Below are 17385 nucleotides of genomic sequence, written 5' to 3' on the forward strand. Positions count from 1 at the left end.
ATTAAGATGAGAAAAACATTTGCTATTATCGGTTTAGGACGTTTTGGTGGTAGTGTTTGTAAAGAATTAATTGAATCAGACCAAGAGGTTTTAGCTATCGATAATTGTGAAGACCGGGTCAATAAATACATGAATATTGCAACACATACAGTACTAGCTAATGCTCAAGATGAATCAACATTAAGGTCATTAGGACTTAGAAATTTTGATTATGTTATTGTTGCAATTGGTGAGGACATTCAAGCTAGTATTTTAGTTACTTTAATGGCAAAAGAGATGGGAGTACCTCATATTGTAGCTAAGGCACAAAATGAATATCATGCTAGAGTATTAGAAAAAGTGGGTGCAGATATAGTTGTTCATCCAGAACGTGATATGGGAATTAGGTTAGGTCATAAGCTGACTTCAAACAATATGTTGGACTTTATAGAATTATCAGAAGATTATTCATTAGCCGAGATTCAGGTGAGTTATCGTAAATTTTTTAATAAAACTATTGAAGAGATTAATTTTAGAAAACATTATAATGTGACGATTGTAGCTATTAGGCGTGGAAAAAATGATTTAATTGTCTCTCCTCCACCTAATCAAATTATTCTAGAAGATGATGTCTTATTGGTTGTTGGGCATAATGATAATGTCGATTATTTAGATGAAAAAATGAAATAGTAGGCAAAAAAATTTTCATTTTAATGGAATGTGATATACTACTTTCCAGATAGATAAGATTGGAGCGACGTATCATGGAACTTGTTATAACAGATCAAGCACATAATTGGTTTAAAGATGAATTAGATTTAGAAACAGGTGATACACTCCGTATTTTTGGGAAATATGGTGGAAGTACTAATGTTCATGTTGGTTTTTCAACAGGTATTCAAGTTGTTGAGCCAATGGAAAGTTTAGAAGCAGTCAATAAAGATGGGATTACTTATTTTACTGAACACGGAGATGAGTGGTTTTTTTCAGACTATATATTAACCGTTGATTTAGATCCAATTTTAGAGGAACCGCGTTATACCTACACAGTATAATCATTAGTCATCAGAGATTTTTTATTATGTAGTCAAAAAAATAAATTATCTTTTAAGGTGTTCTTTGTTGAGTCGGTAGGTAAGCACAATACTAATAAGAAACTTAACACAAATCACCCTCTTTAGATTTGTGTTTTTTTGTGTTTGGCTATTTTAAATGAATGTTTTAGTAAAAATTTTGATGTACTATATTAAGTAATGATGTATATAGGTAGTTTGAAGATAAAAAAATACACCTCAAACGTTTGAGATGTGTGTAGTGCCCCCTCTAAAGTTAGATTTTTTGGTCTAACTTTAGGGGGGCACTACATAGGGGGGCACTACATATATGGAAGCAACTTATTTCTTTTTAATTTTTGGGATCTTTGGAAGGGCACTAAAATAAATGATCAAAGTTAGAGCTAGACCAATAGATCCAAAAGAAATACTAGGCCAAATAAATTGAGCAATGACAGTTAAAATAGTAGGTACTGTGGCACAATAAATTAAAATTTTAAAAACATCTGTAAATTTTAAACGTAACATTCTTAATTTTGTAAATAAGGTAGCAAAGAATGTTAACAATACGATATCAATTAAAAAGTTAACTAAAACCATGACAAAAGTAATAATAAGAATTAATCCAAACCACATCACACCACTTGTTTTTCCAGTTAACATTTGTTCGATGAATGTTTTACTTAGCATGGAAACTTGCGGAAGAGAGTACGGAATGGTTACCAAGTTACTATCTACAACATCAGTTGTTGTTCCTATTTGTGGAAGAGCCAAGACTGCTTCATGTTTTAATAGACCAATAACCAACGCATTGCCTGAAGCGTCAGATGCAATGTCTTGTTTATTACGCTTGCCATCTGGATCAAAGGTAAAAATAATCGAGTTTGTTTGATAAACAAATCCTGAATCTTTTTTATCAGGTGTTAAAGTGTTATCGACGATTTTGAAATCAGGCATTTTTTTTATAATCTCTTCGCCATCTTGTTGCATGGATTGTGTAATTTGTGTTGTTTGATAAATGACTGGTAATGATAAGACTAAAGCTAGAATTAATATATAGACAAAAATGTGCCAGCCCTTTTTATGGCGGGCTTCCATTAATAACTTCGGTTGTGTAAAACTTGCTTTAATTAAATTAATTGTACTCATAAGAACTCCTTTAGTAAATACATATTTCTTTGTTAATATCTTACCATTTTAACGTGTTTGGTTTTTAAATACAAGGACAGACTGTTAATGGACACTCAAGCTGATATTTTGTTTTTCCCCTTATAAGATGTTATATTGAAGATACAAAGAATAATATTTTTGGGAGGAATTTTTAACATGGCTTATATTTTACCAGAATTACCTTATGCATATGACGGACTAGAACCACATATTGATGAATTAACAATGAAACTACATCACGATAAACATCACAACACTTATGTCACAAACTTAAATGCAGCAATTGAGAATTATCCTGAATTGGGTAACCAAACAATTGAAGAATTAATTATTAACTTAAATGATGTACCTGAAGATATTCGTGTAGCAGTTCGTAACAATGGCGGCGGACATGCTAATCATACATTTTTCTGGGAAATCATGTCGCCAACAGGTGGTGGTGAACCAACAGGAGCCATTAAAGGTGCTATTGAGAGTGCTTTTGGTAGCTATGATGCTTTTAAGGAGCAATTTTTAGCAGCTGCAACATCACGTTTTGGTTCAGGTTGGGCTTGGTTAGTTGATAATAACGGTCAATTAGAAATTATGTCTACACCAAACCAAGACTCACCATTAACAGATGGATTAACACCATTACTTGGTATTGATGTGTGGGAACATGCATATTACAAAAAATATAGCAATGTTCGTCCAGAGTATGTTAAAGCTTTCTTTAATGTTATTAACTGGGATGAAGTAAACAGACGCTACAAAGAAATTCAAAAATAATCAATGACATAGTTGGGAGAAGCTGTACTATTTTCTAAAGATGAAAATGATTTATATAGGTGAGTAGAAGGATGACATTTAAGTCATCCTTCTACTTTTTTATGTTTTTTTTAATTGTCCAAATGACTAACCAAACAGCTTTAAATTTATGTTACAATGTATTGATATAAGGGAGGCCAAGAAAATGGTAGAAATATCTCGTGAAACAATTATGTTGTCTTTAAACCAAGAGGCAGAAAAAATTAGAAAATTATTAACTAACCAACGAAATTATCAATGTATTTCACAATGTAAAGCTTTTGAGGAAGTTGTTGATACGCAGATGTTTGGTTTTTCAAAACAGATAGAGTTTGCACAATCAATTGGTTTAATTGATAAGCAATACGGAAGTCAGTTGATTGCTGACTTAGAACAAGAATTAAACCGAGTATATAATAATGTATACCAAGAATCTAAAGATGTTGACTGAGATAGTCTTTAGTTTAAAAAATGATAGGTGTGAAAATCGGGGGAATTTGTATGAAGAAAGTATTAGTAGCCAATCGTGGTGAAATAGCCATTCGTGTGTTTAGAGCCTGTACAGAATTAAATTTAGAAACTGTAGCGGTGTACGCCACAGAAGATGAGCGTTCTATTCATCGTTTTAAGGCAGATGAGGCATACTTAATTGGAGCTGGTAAAAAACCAATTGAGGCTTATTTAGATATTGAAGATATTATTCGAGTAGCTAAAGAGTGTGAGGCAGACGCGATTCACCCAGGTTATGGCTTTTTATCTGAAAACATTGATTTTGCTAAAAGATGTGAAGAAGAAGGCATTACTTTTATTGGGCCAACAGTTCATCAATTAGATATTTTTGGTGATAAAATTAAAGCTAAACAGGCGGCAAAAGCAGCTAGGGTAGATGCTATTCCTGGGACAGATGGACCAGTTGAAAGTTTGGAAGACGTTCTAAATTTTGGAGAGACTTTTGGTTACCCAATTATGATCAAAGCAGCCCTTGGTGGTGGTGGTCGTGGTATGCGAGTGGCCTATACAAAAGAAGAGGCAGAAGATGGTTATAAACGATCTAAAAGTGAAGCAAAAGCGGCTTTTGGTAGTGATGAAGTATATGTTGAAAAGTACATCTCAAATCCTAAGCATATAGAAGTTCAAATTTTAGGAGATACTCATGGTAACATGTTGCATCTTTTTGAACGAGATTGTTCCGTACAAAGAAGACATCAAAAAGTTGTAGAAGTAGCTCCTTCTATTTCACTAAGTGACAAACAAAGAGTAGACATTTGTGATGCGGCTGTTAGATTAATGAAACATGTTGATTATGTGAATGCTGGAACAGTTGAGTTCTTAGTAGAAAATGATGATTTTTATTTCATAGAGGTTAATCCTAGGATTCAAGTGGAGCATACAATTACAGAACTTATTACTGATGTTGATATTGTTATTAGTCAAATTCAAATAGCCATGGGTCAAGATTTACATAAGGATATGTTATTACCTCATCAGGAAGGGATTCATATTCATGGGTATGCCATCCAGTGTCGTATCACAACAGAAGATCCATTAAATCAATTTTTACCAGATATTGGAAAAATTGACACGTATCGATCTCCTGGTGGTTATGGTATTCGTTTAGATGTTGGTAACGCATTTGCAGGAGCGATTGTTTCTCCGTTTTTTGATTCTTTACTAGTTAAGGTTTGTACACATGCTATAACGTTTGAGCAGACTATTCAAAAAATGTTACGTGCACTAAAAGAATTTAGAATTCGGGGAGTCAAAACTAATATTCCCTTTTTATACAACGTTCTATCTCATCCAACATTTGCAAAGGGTGAGGCGACAACAACATTTATTGATAACACACCTACTTTGTTTAAGTTTCCAGAAGATAGAGACCGTGGTAATAAAATGATGAAATACATTGCTGAGGTGACAGTTAATGGTTTTCCTGGAATTGGTAAAACAGAAAAACAACACAATGAATTGCCAAGACTGCCTAAAATAGAGCGTATTGAAAAACAAATTGTTACACCTAAGCAAATACTTGATACATCTGGAGCTCAAGCTGTTGTAGATTGGGTGAAGGAGCAACCAGAAGTTTTAATGACAGATACAACGTTTCGTGATGCTCATCAAAGCTTACTAGCAACCCGTGTAAGAACCAATGATTTAAAACGAATTGCACAAGCCACAGAAGATGCATTACCCAACTTATTCTCCTTAGAGATGTGGGGTGGGGCAACATTTGATGTCTCTTATAGATTCTTAAGTGAAGATCCTTGGGTAAGGCTTAGAAAGTTAAGAAAACTAATGCCAAATACATTATTCCAAATGTTATTTAGAGGTTCAAATGCTGTGGGGTATCAAAATTATCCAGATAATGTTTTAAAAGAGTTTATTAATTTATCAGCTAGAGAAGGCATTGATGTATTTAGAATATTTGATAGCCTAAACTGGTTACCTCAAATGCAAAAAAGTATTCAATATATCAGAGATGCAGGTAAAATTGCTGAAGGTGCTATTTGTTACACGGGGGATGTGTTAAATCCTGAACGCTCTAAATATAATTTAGCTTATTATAAACAAATGGCTAAGGATTTAGAAAACATGGGGGCTCACATCATTGGTCTAAAAGATATGGCAGGTTTACTACAACCTCAAGCTGCTTATCATTTGATCACAGAATTAAAAGCAACAGTTGATTTACCAATTCATTTACATACTCATGATACAGCAGGTAATGGGATTATCACTTATTCAGCTGCCACTAAGGCAGGTGTTGATATTGTAGATGTCTCTATAAGTGCAATGAGTGGTGCGACAAGTCAACCTAGTATGAGTAGCTTATATTATGCTCTAAAAAATGGACCAAGAGCTCTTGAACTTGATATTGAAAATGTCCAAAAAGTAAACCATTACTGGGAAGATGTGAGACGTTACTATGCGCCATTTGAAAATGGTATTAGTGCAGCTCAAACAGAAGTTTACCAACATGAAATGCCAGGTGGTCAATATTCTAATCTTCAACAACAAGCTGCAGCAGTTGGGCTTGGTGAGAGATTTGATGAAGTAAAAGAGATGTATAAAACTGTTAACTTGATGTTTGGAGACATTGTGAAAGTTACCCCGTCATCTAAAGTTGTCGGAGATATGGCTTTATTTATGGTACAAAATAATTTAACTGAAGAAGATATTATGTCACGTGGTAGAGAACTTAGTTATCCAGAGTCAGTGATTAGTTTCTTTAAAGGAGATTTAGGTCAACCAACAGGTGGTTTTCCTGAGCCACTAAAAGATATTATTTTAAATGGACGTCCATCAATTACTGTACGTCCAGGTAGCTTAACCCCACCTGCTGATTTTGAGCAAGTAACATTAGATCTTAAAGAACAAATAGGTAGACAGCCATCTGATCTAGAGGTCATTAGCTATATTATGTACCCTCAAGTCTTTTTAGATTACGTTCAAATGAACAAGCAGTTTGGTGACGTGGAATTGTTAGGAACCCCTACTTTCTTCCAGGGGATGCGTGCTGGAGAGAATATCGAAGTTAGAATAGAAAAAGGAAAAACGTTAATCTTAACGTTAGATGAAATTGGTGAGCCTGATATTGAAGGTAATCGTATTTTATTCTTTAACTTAAACGGGCAACGTCGTGAGGTTGTTGTGAAAGATACAAATATAAAATCAAGTGTCTTCTTGAAAGAAAAAGCAGAACCAACTAATGATGCTCATATTGCGGCGACCATGCCAGGATCAGTCCTATCTGTTTTAGTATCAGTCGCAGAAGAAGTTCAAAAGGGTGATGCGATTATTGTCACAGAAGCGATGAAGATGGAAACAACCATTTATGCTAAGCGAAGTGGTATAGTTAAACGTATTCTAGTGGGTGATGGTGAAGCGATTCAAGCAGGAGATTTACTTGTCGAATTAACAATTTAAAGGGTGATCAAGATGAAACGTGTTGGTGAATTATTAGTTGCATTTTTAATAGTATTAGTGATTGTATATATGAAACCAGTCGTTTTATCTTATAATCAACCTAAATTAGAAGAAGGTACGGAGTTAATTGATGTTTCCTTAGTTGAAAAATCTATAAGTTATAATGAGTTAAATGCTACAGGCATGGCAAATTATATTGGGATGACAGAGAGTAATTTTTTGAAAACAAAACCAAAACCGCTTGAAGAGTGGCAAGTAGATCCTAACAGAAAATGGTTATTATATGGAGATAATTCTCGTGATTATTATCAAATAGAAGTTGTAGATGGCGTTATTGCGTCTGTGTTTACTTTAGGAAGTGAAACAGAAACTCTTCCTTTTCAGTTTGGCATGACTTTGGCTGATATTTCAGAAATTACAACAATCTATTCAAATTTTGACTTTGACTTTGAAGGAGAACATTATAGTATTGAATTTACAGAAGATGATATGAATTATCGGCCACTTGTAGCATTCAATAATGACTCTTTTGCTCTATTACATTTTGATTATCATAGTAGTCAATTAATTGGTATTCGCTATTTAGATAAGAAGACTTTACTTAGTTTAATTCCACCACAAAATGCTACAAGTAAATCTCATGATCTTAATAATGTGTCACCAGATAAGGAAAAGGAATTTAACCAAGCTTATTCTGATCAGTTGTTAAGTCTATTAAATACTCTTCGAGAAGAAGATGATAGAAAACTTTTAGCAAGAGATACTCATATATCAAACGTTAGTCGTGAAGCACTTAGAGAGCTGAGTGAGCACCCAGAGTCAATCTTTAAAAAAGAGGAAAGATTACTTGAGTGGGAAGAAAAAAGGGCTATCCCTGATCAATCTTTTGCTCTAAATGAAGATGAATTACGAAGAGTGATTCAAAAAGGAAACCCTAATTCTAAGAAAATAAGTGGTTTATATGCTAATCAAGTATATGATATTCCTTTCTTAGTGATGGATTGGTATGGAGAGCGTTTTTCATACAAAGAGCTTACTGATAAACGTGATGAATTGACTGGTATTAGTATTGATTCACATCAACTTTTAATCCTTTTTGGGCCAAAAAAAGGTGTTGATAATTTAACAATAGAAAGTAGTGATAGTCAGTGATTTATAATGAAGCATTGTATGATTTAGAGGACTGTGTGGATCTTGTAACTGAGGAAATATTAAAAACGAATCTGGTTTGTGATTATTTTAATCACTATACTAATATGACTCGTGAAAAAGAAGTAGATGTTATCGTAACTGACTTTTTAAGAACGAAAAAAGAATTTACTGAAATTGAGGAATACGGACAATACGCACCAGATTTCAAAGAAAAAAGAAGAGCATTGAGAAAAGCTAAGCGTGCAGTAGATACAAACGAGTTAATTGCAGAGTTTAAATATAGTGAAACTTCTTTGCAAAATATGTTAGACTATATGTGCTTAGATATTGCACAAACAATTTCTGAGACAATCAAAGTCGATGCAGGAAATCCTTTCTTTGAGTTTGCTAAAAGAGGATGTGGGGGGAATTGCCATGTTAACTAGTGGGTTAGAAATGATACCAAGAAGAGGGTTAGTTGTTTGGGTGTATAGTTTGAAGCACTTACGTCAACTCAGACGTTTTGGTTATATTCACTATGCTTCTAAAAAAATGAAATATGTGGTTTTATATGTTAATGAACAAGAAGTGGAGTCAACTATTGATAAATTAAACAAACAATTTTTTGTTCGTAGCGTTGATGTGTCTTATCGTCCAGACATTAATATGAATTTTACTAATCGCCTTGGTAATGAAGAAGAAAATCAAGAACCTCGTGAATTTGAAGAAGAAAACACAGAAATTCGCTTGGCAGAATTTGAAGGATAATGACAAAGATATAGTTTCATTAATATAAAAAAGATGGCTGGCTTATTAGCCAGCTTTTCTTTTTAGCCATGTGATAACAAAAATAAGGAGACGTATAAAGATGCGAATTATTGCAGGAGAATTTAAAGGTAGAAAGCTACAATCTTTAAAAGGAGATAATACACGACCTACATCCGATAAGGTAAAGGGTTCTATTTTTAACAGAATTGGGCCTTATTTTGATGGGGGAACATGTCTAGATTTATATAGTGGTAGTGGTAATTTGGCCATTGAAGCTGTTTCTAGAGGAATTGATAAAGCATATTGCTTTGATAATCATTATGCAGCAGTAAAAATTATTCAAGAAAATATCAATTTAACTAAGCAAAATACTTCATTTGTAGTAAAGAAAATGGAAGACAAGGTTGCTTTATCATATTTAAGTCAAGCTGGAGTAAGTTTTGATTTAGTTTTTCTAGATCCACCTTATGCTAAAGAAAAATTAAATCAAATTTTACTTGACTTACAAGAATTAGCTTTATTAAATGATGGAGCAGATGTTATTTGTGAAATGGATAAACACGTTTTGTTACCAGAAGAGATAGACAACTTGTACTTAAAAAAAGACCAAGTCTATGGTGCAACAAGAATCATGATTTTCAGATATTTAAAGGAGGCATAACTATGGATAAAAAAATAGCTTTATTCCCTGGAAGTTTTGATCCTTTTACAAATGGTCACTTAAATACTGTAGAAAGAGCTAGTGTGTTGTTTGATGAAGTAATAGTAGGGGTTTTTACTAATACAACGAAGAAGAGTTTTTTTTCTGCTGATGAAAAAAAGCAATTAATTGAAGAATCTATTGAACACTTGGCTAATGTGAAAGTTGTCATTAAAAGTGAGGATTTAACGGTTAATATAGCTAAAGAGCTAGATGCTCATTTCTTAATCCGAGGTGTCAGAAACAACCTAGATTATGAATATGAAAAAAATATTGCTTCCATGAATAGGCAAATGGATAAAGAGATTGATACAGTATTTTTATTAGCTGATGAAGAATTTAGTAATGTCTCTTCTAGTATGATAAAAGAAATTGCTAGTTTTCAAGGAGACGTGTCAAAATTTGTCCCTGAACAAGTTAACCAAGCTTTATTAAAAAGATATTCTAAAAAAGGATAGCATTTATGAAAAAAAGAAGACAAAATCCTCAAGTGACACAACACTATGTCACTAAAAAACAAATTGTCACGACAGTTTTAGCTTTTTTACTTGTATTGTTAATGCTAGTCCCTCTACCTTATTATATTGAATCTCCAGGTTCTGCTGAGAGTTTGAGAGATGTCATCACAGTAGATGGTCAAACAGATGACTATTCGGGAAATTTAATGATGACGACTGTTTCTATGAGGCGAGCCAACTTGTTATTTATTTTGATAAGCCAATTTAAAAAAAATGATGAAGTCATTGCTAGAGAAAAAATATTAGGAACTCAAAATTCAAAAGAATACCAAGCTTTACAAGAATACAACATGCAAAATTCACAACATGAGGCAATGGAAGTTGCTCTTGAATTAGCAGGGATTCCGTATGATAAAAAATATGAAGGTATCTTTGTCATGTCTGTTGAGCCTTATTCATCATTTATGAATCAATTATCAGTTGGAGATTTAGTGACACAACTAGATGGTCAAACGATGGGAAATTCGGTTGAATTTATTGATAATATTCAAAAAAAAGCTATTGATGAAGAAGTTACTATTACTTATTATCGGCATGATGTAGAAAAGCTAGCCAGCGGGTATATTGTTCAATTACCAGATAACCATAAAAAAGGAATCGGTATTAGTTTTGTAGATAAAACAAGTTTAAGTACTAAACCAGATATTAAATTTCATACTGAGAAAGTAAGTGGTCCATCTGCTGGTTTAATGTTTAGCCTAGAATTATATAGCTTACTAACAGGTACTGATTTAACTCAAGAAAGGAACATAGCTGGTACTGGAACAATCAATAACAAAGGTCAAGTAGGTCGAATTGGTGGTATTGATAAGAAGGTAGTAGCTGCCGAGCAAAGCGGAGCAACGATATTTTTAGCTCCTAATGATACTGGGGAGTCCCTTTCAAATTATGAAGAGGCCAAAGAATCTGTGAAGAGAAATAATTTATCTATTGAAGTTGTTCCTATAACAAACATAACAGATGCTATTGATTACTTAAAAAAAGACACGACAAAGTAAAAATGTCGTGTCTTTTCGTATATTAAAAGTAAGGGAGGTCTGATAATGTGGATTGAAAAAATTAAGGATAAGTTCGTATTATTAATAGTCTTAAGTATATTTTGTTTAGTAGGAATTATGATGTATGTGATATTACCAAAAAATAGAACAGAATTTGATAGTTCTTTAGAGCTCGTATCAGAAGTTAGTTCTATTACAAGTGATACTAACGAAGAAGAGATTAGTGATAAGTTTTATGTCGATATTAAAGGAGCTGTTGTATCACCTGGTGTTTATGAAGTAAGTGATGATATGAGAGTATTGGATGTTGTTAAACTAGCTGGAGGATTAACAGAGGCATCTGATGATAAAAAAGTTAATTTAGCAGAAAAATTAATTGACCAAATGGTTATTTATATCCCAGAAATAGGGGAGGAGGGATTTGAGTTAGTAACCCAAGTAAGTACAGGTGATAAGTCAATAACTGAGCAAGATTCTAAGCTCATTAATATCAATACATCATCAGCTTCTGAACTTCAATCATTAAATGGTATAGGTGAAAAAAAGGCAGAAAAAATTATTCAATTTAGAGAAGAAAATGGCTCTTTTAAAACAATTGAAGACTTAAAAAAAGTTGATGGGATTGGTGAAAAAACATTTGACAGTTTGAAATCACAGATTACAATATAGATGAAGAGAAAGGGGAAGATAAGATGGACTCACAACGTATCCCTTGGGACCAATATTTTATGGCACAAAGTTTATTATTATCACTTAGAAGTACTTGTACAAGGCTCTCTGTTGGAGCGACTATTGTTAGAGATAGGCGAATTATTGCTGGAGGATATAATGGATCTGTAACAGATGATGTTCATTGTATTGATGATGGTTGTTACTTGGTAGATAATCACTGTGTCAGAACGATTCATGCAGAGATGAATGCTATTTTACAATGTGCTAAATTTGGAGTAGAAACAGATGGTGCAGAGATTTATGTGACTCATTTTCCATGCCTACAGTGTACGAAAATGATTTTACAAGCAGGAATCAAAAAAATTCACTATATGGAAGATTATCGTAACGATGATTATGCCATTAACTTAATCAAACAAGCTGGAGCAACTGTTCACAAAGTAAGTGTGTCAAAGAACTATTTTGATGCATTAGCAAAAGGTTTAGCTCATGAGTCTTAAAGAGCTTAAGCATTACCTCTTTTTTCTTGTTGCATGTTTTCAAATTTCTTTATTATTTTTATTTGAATATCATAATTTAGCTTTGATATTTACAGGGCTCTTGTTTCTTAGAATCATAGCATTAAAAAAGCCAATAGTTTTGTTGGCCTGTCTAGTCTCTTGCTTTTTAGCAATAGGCTTTTTTTTTATGAATAAACATATCAAGGATGTCAATATTATACAGACTGATAAAGCAGAGGTGATACTTTATCCTGATTCATTAGTAATAGATGGAGATTTTATTAAAGGAGTAGGTCAATCTTTAGAAACAAAACAAAAACACTATTTTCAGTATAAAATAAAAAATATGGATGAAAAAGCTTATTTAGAAAACGTAGTACATCCACTAGTGATTGAGAGTACTTTGAAACAGATAGAGCCAAGTCAAAAACGTAATCTAAATGGGTTTGATTATGAGAGGTATTTACGAATTATTCAAGTTAATGGGATTTATCAGATTGAGAGTTTCTCAAAAGTAGGACGGCTAGATAATAGTTTAGGGCACCCACTATTTTTGTTGTCAAGTTTCAGGCAAAAGATATCAAAGCATATTCATAAAACATTCGAACCTATGACAGCTTCATACATGGATACTTTGATGTTAGGAAAACAATCTACAGATGTTAGAGAAGTATGGCAACAACTGAGTTTATCTCATCTGTTTGCTTTATCAGGAGTTCATGTAAGTTTTTTAATTTTATTGACACGCCATCTATTATTACGAATAGGAATCAGTAAAGAAATAACAGGTTATTTTGAAATAGTTACTGTTTTACTGTTTTTTGCTTTAAGTGGCTTTGCAGTCGGAGTAGTTAGAGCAGGTATGCAAGAGTTAGTCAAAAGGACGAATAAATGGTTAGAATTAGAATTATCTGCCCTAGATTGTTTCAGTATAACTTTGTTGATACATAGCTTATTCACACCGTTTCTTCTACTAACAGTAGGAGGGCAACTGAGTTATTATTTGAGTTTTTTGATTTTATTTATTCAACCAACGTTACTTTCATTTTCTCATTTAAAACAATCGATTTATTTTCAGATACTATTGACATTTTTCTCAATTCCTTTAATATGTTTTTACTTTTATCAAATACATGTATTATCCGTCTTACTCTCACTTCTTGTAACACCTGTGCTATTTGGTTTTATGTTACCAATGTTATTATTTTCATTACTTTTGAGTCCTTTATTACCTAGTCTATTGATTAGTATTATAGAGACCTTGATGATGATAATTCATCAACTTCCTTTGAAATTTAGTAAGGTTTCTTTTTTTACTATGACTACTGGGAAACCACCACTTTGGTTATTAATGATAGTTATTGGTATAGAGTTTTACATATTTATAAAATGGGAGAGTCAAAAATTAAGTATAAAAAAACTTCTTTCCTATTTCATTATCACACTTATGTTGCTTGTTTGTCTTAAATATATTAATCCTCAAGGTATGATTGCTGTGGTTGATGTGGGGCAAGGTGATGCTATTTTTATTCAATTACCTTTTCATCGAGGAAACTACTTAATTGATACAGGAGGTCAGTTAGATTTTAAAAAAGAGGACTGGCAAGAAAAGGCTAATCAGAGAAGGAATGCGGAATATACACTCATCCCTTTTTTAAAAAGCCAAGGTGTTTCTAGTTTAAGTACAGTTTTTTTAACTCATGCTCATGAAGATCATTTTGGAGATATTGATGTCTTGCATCAGCACATACCAATTCAGCAAGTAATAGGAACAACAAGTACAATCAATAGTCCAAATGTTCAAAAAAAGTTAACATCGTTACATACGACAGAAGTAAGAAGTTTAAGCATTCCGACTTATTTTAGAAAACAAGACATGGTGTTAGAAGCGATTTATCCTAAAGTAGCGACAGATGGTCAAAATAACGACTCTATTGTCTTTAAAATGTGGTTACATAATAAGTCTTACTTATTTACCGGAGACTTAGAGAGACAAGGTGAGGAAGAGTTATTAAGAGATTTAGATGCAGATTTATCAGTAGATTACCTAAAAGTAGGTCATCATGGAAGTAAGACCTCTACTCATAAAGAGTTTGTCAAACGCATAACTCCAAAAGAAGCCTTTATTTCCTGTGGTGTTAATAATCATTTCAATCACCCATCTAAAGAGACTTTAGAGACGCTTGAAAGTGAAGGAGTAAGTATTTACCGTACGGATGAGGATGGTATGATTTATCAAACTTGGTTTTATTTTAGTAAAAATATGTCAAAAACAAAAACAATTCGTTAAATATTAAGATAATCTGTTAAAATAGAGATAATATTTTAAAAAGAGGGAACAGTGATAATATGGGATTTCAACAAGATTTATCCGCATTAGCCAGTGGGGAGTTTGCTCCAATTTATTTATTATTAGGTGAAGAACGGTATTTGAGAGAGCGATTTAAAAAAGAGTTAGAGAAAAATATATTATCTCCAGGAGATGAAGCGTTTAATCTATTGTCTTTTGATATGGATCAAGAGTTACTTCAACATGCTTTAAATGAAGTAGAGATGGTTTCATTTTTTGGTAACAAAAAAATTGTTTATATTAATCATCCTTTCTTTCTAACAGGTGAAAAAAAGAAAACGGACTTAGAACATGATATTAAAATGCTTCTTGCTTATTTGAAACAGCCCTCTCCTGATACTGTTTTAGTTTTTAATGCTAATTACAAAAAATTAGATGAGCGAAAAAAAATAGTTAAAGAATTAAAAAAAGTGGCTAAGATTATTGATGTATCAGAGATGAGCGATCAAGATACAAAAAAATATATACAGCAAACGATTAGTAGTGAGGGATATGAGATTACCAGAGAAGCTTTTGATTTATTTATTTATTTAACTGATACAAAACTCAGTCAGATGATGAATGAATTGGATAAATTATTTCTAGCAACTTCAGTTGATAAAAAAATAACGAAGCCAGTTATAGAGGCTTTAATTTCAAAAAGTTTGGAACATAGCATTTTTGATTTATTAACGTTTGTTTTAGAAGGGAAGAGTGAATCGGCACTTAGGTTATATAAAGAACTAGTTCTTCAAGGTGAAGACGTCATAAAAATTAATGCCATTTTGATTAGCCAATTTAGACTATTATTGCAAGTTAAAATTATGCTAGATAAAAGCTACCAACAAGCCAATATGGTGGATGTATTAAAAATTCATCCTTACCGAGTTAAACTTAGTGTGGCACAAGCTAAGAAATTTAGCCAAGAAACATTGTTTAAAGTATTTGATAACTTAGTAGAAAATGATTATAAAATGAAGACAGGCTTTATGGATCAAAAAATGCTATTTGAATTATTCTTACTCAATCCAATTTTTTAATAAAATAAAAAAACTTGATGACTAGAAATCCAAAGAATTCAGTCAAGCAAGTTTTTTATTTTACTAATTTTTTAGCTAAACGTGATTTTTCACGGTTTGCTTTGTTTTGATGGATTAAACCTTTTGAGTTAACCATATCAATTTCTCTAGTTGCAACAGCTAATAATTCAGCTTGGTTATCAGCGTTTTCTTCTACAGATTTTTCAAATTTTTTGATAGCAGTACGCATTTTGCTCATTCTTGCTGAGTTAGCTTCGTGAGCTTTTTCGCTTGTACGTGCACGTTTAATAGCAGATTCGATATTTGGCATTATTTTCACCTCCGAAATAGAGTTTGCATTGATGAATCTTATACAATCAACATTCACATTATACAGAAACACACGAGAGTTTGCAATAAGTTACGTGAATCTTTCTTAATTTAAATCTAAAATAGTTACCCCAATGACCTCTGGCCCAGTGTGAGCTCCTAAAACTGGACTAATTGTATCAAAATAGACGTCACTGTAGTTCGGGAGTTCATTTTTTAATGTATCAAAGACATATTGAGCATCTTCCTGGTCTGTTCCGTAAGCAACGGCAAAACGATAGTCTGTGCTATGTTCCACTTGTTTTTTTACGAGATCAATCATTTTTTTTAAACTTTTTTTTCTACCACGTGTTTTAGCTACTGTATGATAAACACCTTCATCATTACAAGAAATAACTGGGTTTAAATTGAGAGCAGTACCAACAATAGATGTTACTAGTCCAATACGCCCTCCTTTTTTTAAGTACTCTAAAGTAGGGATACTAAAGAAAATATGTTCTTTGTGAGTAAGAGCTTCACAGATTTCATAAATCGAATCAAGAGAGTAGTGCTTATCAATTAACTCCTTAGCATAAACTGCCTGAATACCTGCACCAATTCCAATACTTTTAGTATCTATGGTTTTTGAAATAATATCAGGATGATCTAGTAAAGCAAGTCTAATAGCATTAAATGTACCACTTAAACCACTCGAAATATTGATAGCCAATATTTCTTGATAACCGTCTTGTTTAATTTGTCTAATGGTTTGATCGATTAAATCAAGTGGAGGAAGAGATGTCGTTGGTATTTCTTTGTCAAGTCGCTGGTATATTTCCTCAGGTGTTATATCAACTTTATCTAAGTAAGTAGCATCTGAGTAATTAATACAAAGAGGAATCGTATAGATGCCACCTAAATCTATAATCTCTTGAGGCATATCCATAGCAGAATCTACTAGTAGTGCAATTTGTTTAGTCATAAATTAATCATCCTTTTCTATCTGATTATGGGTTAAATGGGCTATTAAGTGTGCTAAAGATATTTCAGTAAAAATTTTACTTATCACAGTAATACACGCTAAATGAATCGGAGCCATGTCCTGATATAATGTTGCTTCAACTTTTTGAGTACTACTATTCAAGAAAATATCAAGAGTTTCTTGAAAGTATTGGCAGAATTTATCATAAGCGATTTGTGAGTTTGTTTCTTTAGTTTCAATATCAATACTTTCTTGAATGGATGCAATATCGAAAACTTGTTTTAAAATAGTGATAACAATCAACCTAGCAATGTGTTGTTTCTGATATTTTTTTTTAACAGGTCTAGGGATGAGTTGTAATTTAACATAATTATTTACCATAGATGGCGTTAATTTTTTGGTTGTCTGGAAATGATAGAGTGGACCAACAGCATCTTCTACAATCGTAATGAGTTGATCCATGTAGACATCAATATTTGGTAGCTCATCCCAAGTTGGTAAATGATACTCCTTTAAAAATTGGTGAGATATATTAGTTGTCACAT

General features: G+C 32.6%; 19 protein-coding genes. 15 read left to right on the top strand and 4 right to left on the bottom strand.

Annotated elements, in window-relative coordinates; translation table 11 throughout:
* The first annotated feature begins 6 nt into the window (after positions 1-6).
* Together VSF34_RS03415 and VSF34_RS03420 are read left to right on the top strand one after the other, a co-directional pair.
* On the top strand, positions 7-669 hold the full coding sequence (locus VSF34_RS03415) for a potassium channel family protein (RefSeq protein ID WP_326717670.1): 663 nt from the start codon (positions 7-9) through the stop codon (positions 667-669).
* Positions 670-743: 74 nt separating this feature from the next.
* A complete protein-coding gene (locus VSF34_RS03420; protein ID WP_326717671.1) occupies positions 744-1034 on the top strand; it encodes a HesB/YadR/YfhF family protein in 291 nt (96 codons plus the stop codon).
* 339 nt (positions 1035-1373) lie between these two features.
* Here VSF34_RS03420 and VSF34_RS03425 read toward each other — a convergent pair whose 3' ends face one another.
* Positions 1374-2180 carry a DUF1189 domain-containing protein gene (locus VSF34_RS03425; protein WP_326717672.1) on the bottom strand — a complete coding sequence of 269 codons (807 nt, stop codon included), beginning with the start codon at positions 2178-2180 and terminating at the stop codon, positions 1374-1376.
* A gap of 177 nt (positions 2181-2357) precedes the next feature.
* Here VSF34_RS03425 and VSF34_RS03430 point away from each other — a divergent pair, with 177 nt between their 5' ends.
* The 13 genes from VSF34_RS03430 to holA all read left to right on the top strand — a co-directional run bounded on the left by VSF34_RS03430 (position 2358) and on the right by holA (position 15570).
* Entirely contained in the window at positions 2358-2969 is a 612-nt protein-coding gene (locus VSF34_RS03430) for a superoxide dismutase (protein ID WP_326717673.1), read from the top strand.
* Positions 2970-3153: 184 nt separating this feature from the next.
* Positions 3154-3438, top strand: coding sequence for a DUF1507 family protein (locus VSF34_RS03435; protein WP_326717674.1), 285 nt, complete (start codon positions 3154-3156; stop codon positions 3436-3438).
* Positions 3439-3488: 50 nt separating this feature from the next.
* On the top strand, positions 3489-6914 hold the full coding sequence (locus VSF34_RS03440; protein ID WP_326717675.1) for a pyruvate carboxylase: 3426 nt from the start codon (positions 3489-3491) through the stop codon (positions 6912-6914).
* Between the two features lie 12 nt (positions 6915-6926).
* Positions 6927-8066, top strand: coding sequence for a CAP-associated domain-containing protein (locus tag VSF34_RS03445; RefSeq protein ID WP_326717676.1), 1140 nt, complete (start codon positions 6927-6929; stop codon positions 8064-8066).
* Positions 8063-8491: a YlbF/YmcA family competence regulator gene (locus VSF34_RS03450; RefSeq protein ID WP_326717677.1), complete on the top strand. Its 429-nt coding sequence runs from the start codon at positions 8063-8065 to the stop codon at positions 8489-8491. Before VSF34_RS03445 ends, VSF34_RS03450 begins: the two co-directional genes overlap by 4 nt.
* Entirely contained in the window at positions 8481-8813 is a 333-nt protein-coding gene (locus VSF34_RS03455; RefSeq protein WP_326717678.1) for a YlbG family protein, read from the top strand. The genes VSF34_RS03450 and VSF34_RS03455 overlap by 11 nt, the downstream gene beginning before the upstream one ends.
* A 100-nt stretch (positions 8814-8913) precedes the next feature.
* Positions 8914-9474 (top strand): 16S rRNA (guanine(966)-N(2))-methyltransferase RsmD, encoded by a 561-nt coding sequence (rsmD, locus tag VSF34_RS03460; RefSeq protein WP_326717679.1) that lies wholly within the window; start codon positions 8914-8916, stop codon positions 9472-9474.
* 2 nt (positions 9475-9476) lie between these two features.
* Positions 9477-9971, top strand: coding sequence for a pantetheine-phosphate adenylyltransferase (gene coaD / locus VSF34_RS03465; protein ID WP_326717680.1), 495 nt, complete (start codon positions 9477-9479; stop codon positions 9969-9971).
* Between the two features lie 5 nt (positions 9972-9976).
* On the top strand, positions 9977-11029 hold the full coding sequence (locus VSF34_RS03470) for a SepM family pheromone-processing serine protease (RefSeq protein WP_326717681.1): 1053 nt from the start codon (positions 9977-9979) through the stop codon (positions 11027-11029).
* Between the two features lie 45 nt (positions 11030-11074).
* Positions 11075-11698 (top strand): helix-hairpin-helix domain-containing protein, encoded by a 624-nt coding sequence (locus tag VSF34_RS03475; protein WP_326717682.1) that lies wholly within the window; start codon positions 11075-11077, stop codon positions 11696-11698.
* 23 nt (positions 11699-11721) lie between these two features.
* The gene (locus tag VSF34_RS03480; RefSeq protein WP_326717683.1) at positions 11722-12201 is read left to right on the top strand and encodes a ComE operon protein 2; all 480 of its coding nucleotides are present in this window, start codon (positions 11722-11724) and stop codon (positions 12199-12201) included.
* The gene (locus VSF34_RS03485) at positions 12191-14491 is read left to right on the top strand and encodes a DNA internalization-related competence protein ComEC/Rec2 (protein WP_326717684.1); all 2301 of its coding nucleotides are present in this window, start codon (positions 12191-12193) and stop codon (positions 14489-14491) included. The genes VSF34_RS03480 and VSF34_RS03485 overlap by 11 nt, the downstream gene beginning before the upstream one ends.
* Positions 14492-14550: 59 nt before the next feature.
* Positions 14551-15570 (top strand): DNA polymerase III subunit delta, encoded by a 1020-nt coding sequence (holA, locus tag VSF34_RS03490; RefSeq protein WP_326717685.1) that lies wholly within the window; start codon positions 14551-14553, stop codon positions 15568-15570.
* Between the two features lie 55 nt (positions 15571-15625).
* Here the strand turns inward: holA and rpsT are convergent, their stop codons facing one another.
* The 3 genes from rpsT to VSF34_RS03505 all read right to left on the bottom strand — a co-directional run bounded on the left by rpsT (position 15626) and on the right by VSF34_RS03505 (position 17383).
* On the bottom strand, positions 15626-15880 hold the full coding sequence (rpsT, locus tag VSF34_RS03495) for a 30S ribosomal protein S20 (protein WP_326717686.1): 255 nt from the start codon (positions 15878-15880) through the stop codon (positions 15626-15628).
* A 105-nt stretch (positions 15881-15985) separates the two neighbouring features.
* Positions 15986-16840 carry a DegV family protein gene (locus tag VSF34_RS03500; RefSeq protein ID WP_326717687.1) on the bottom strand — a complete coding sequence of 285 codons (855 nt, stop codon included), beginning with the start codon at positions 16838-16840 and terminating at the stop codon, positions 15986-15988.
* Between the two features lie 3 nt (positions 16841-16843).
* On the bottom strand, positions 16844-17383 hold the full coding sequence (locus VSF34_RS03505; protein WP_326717688.1) for a DUF1836 domain-containing protein: 540 nt from the start codon (positions 17381-17383) through the stop codon (positions 16844-16846).
* Positions 17384-17385: the final 2 nt, after the last annotated feature.

This window comes from Vagococcus jeotgali, assembly GCF_035918315.1.
Lineage (GTDB): Bacteria > Bacillota > Bacilli > Lactobacillales > Vagococcaceae > Vagococcus > Vagococcus jeotgali.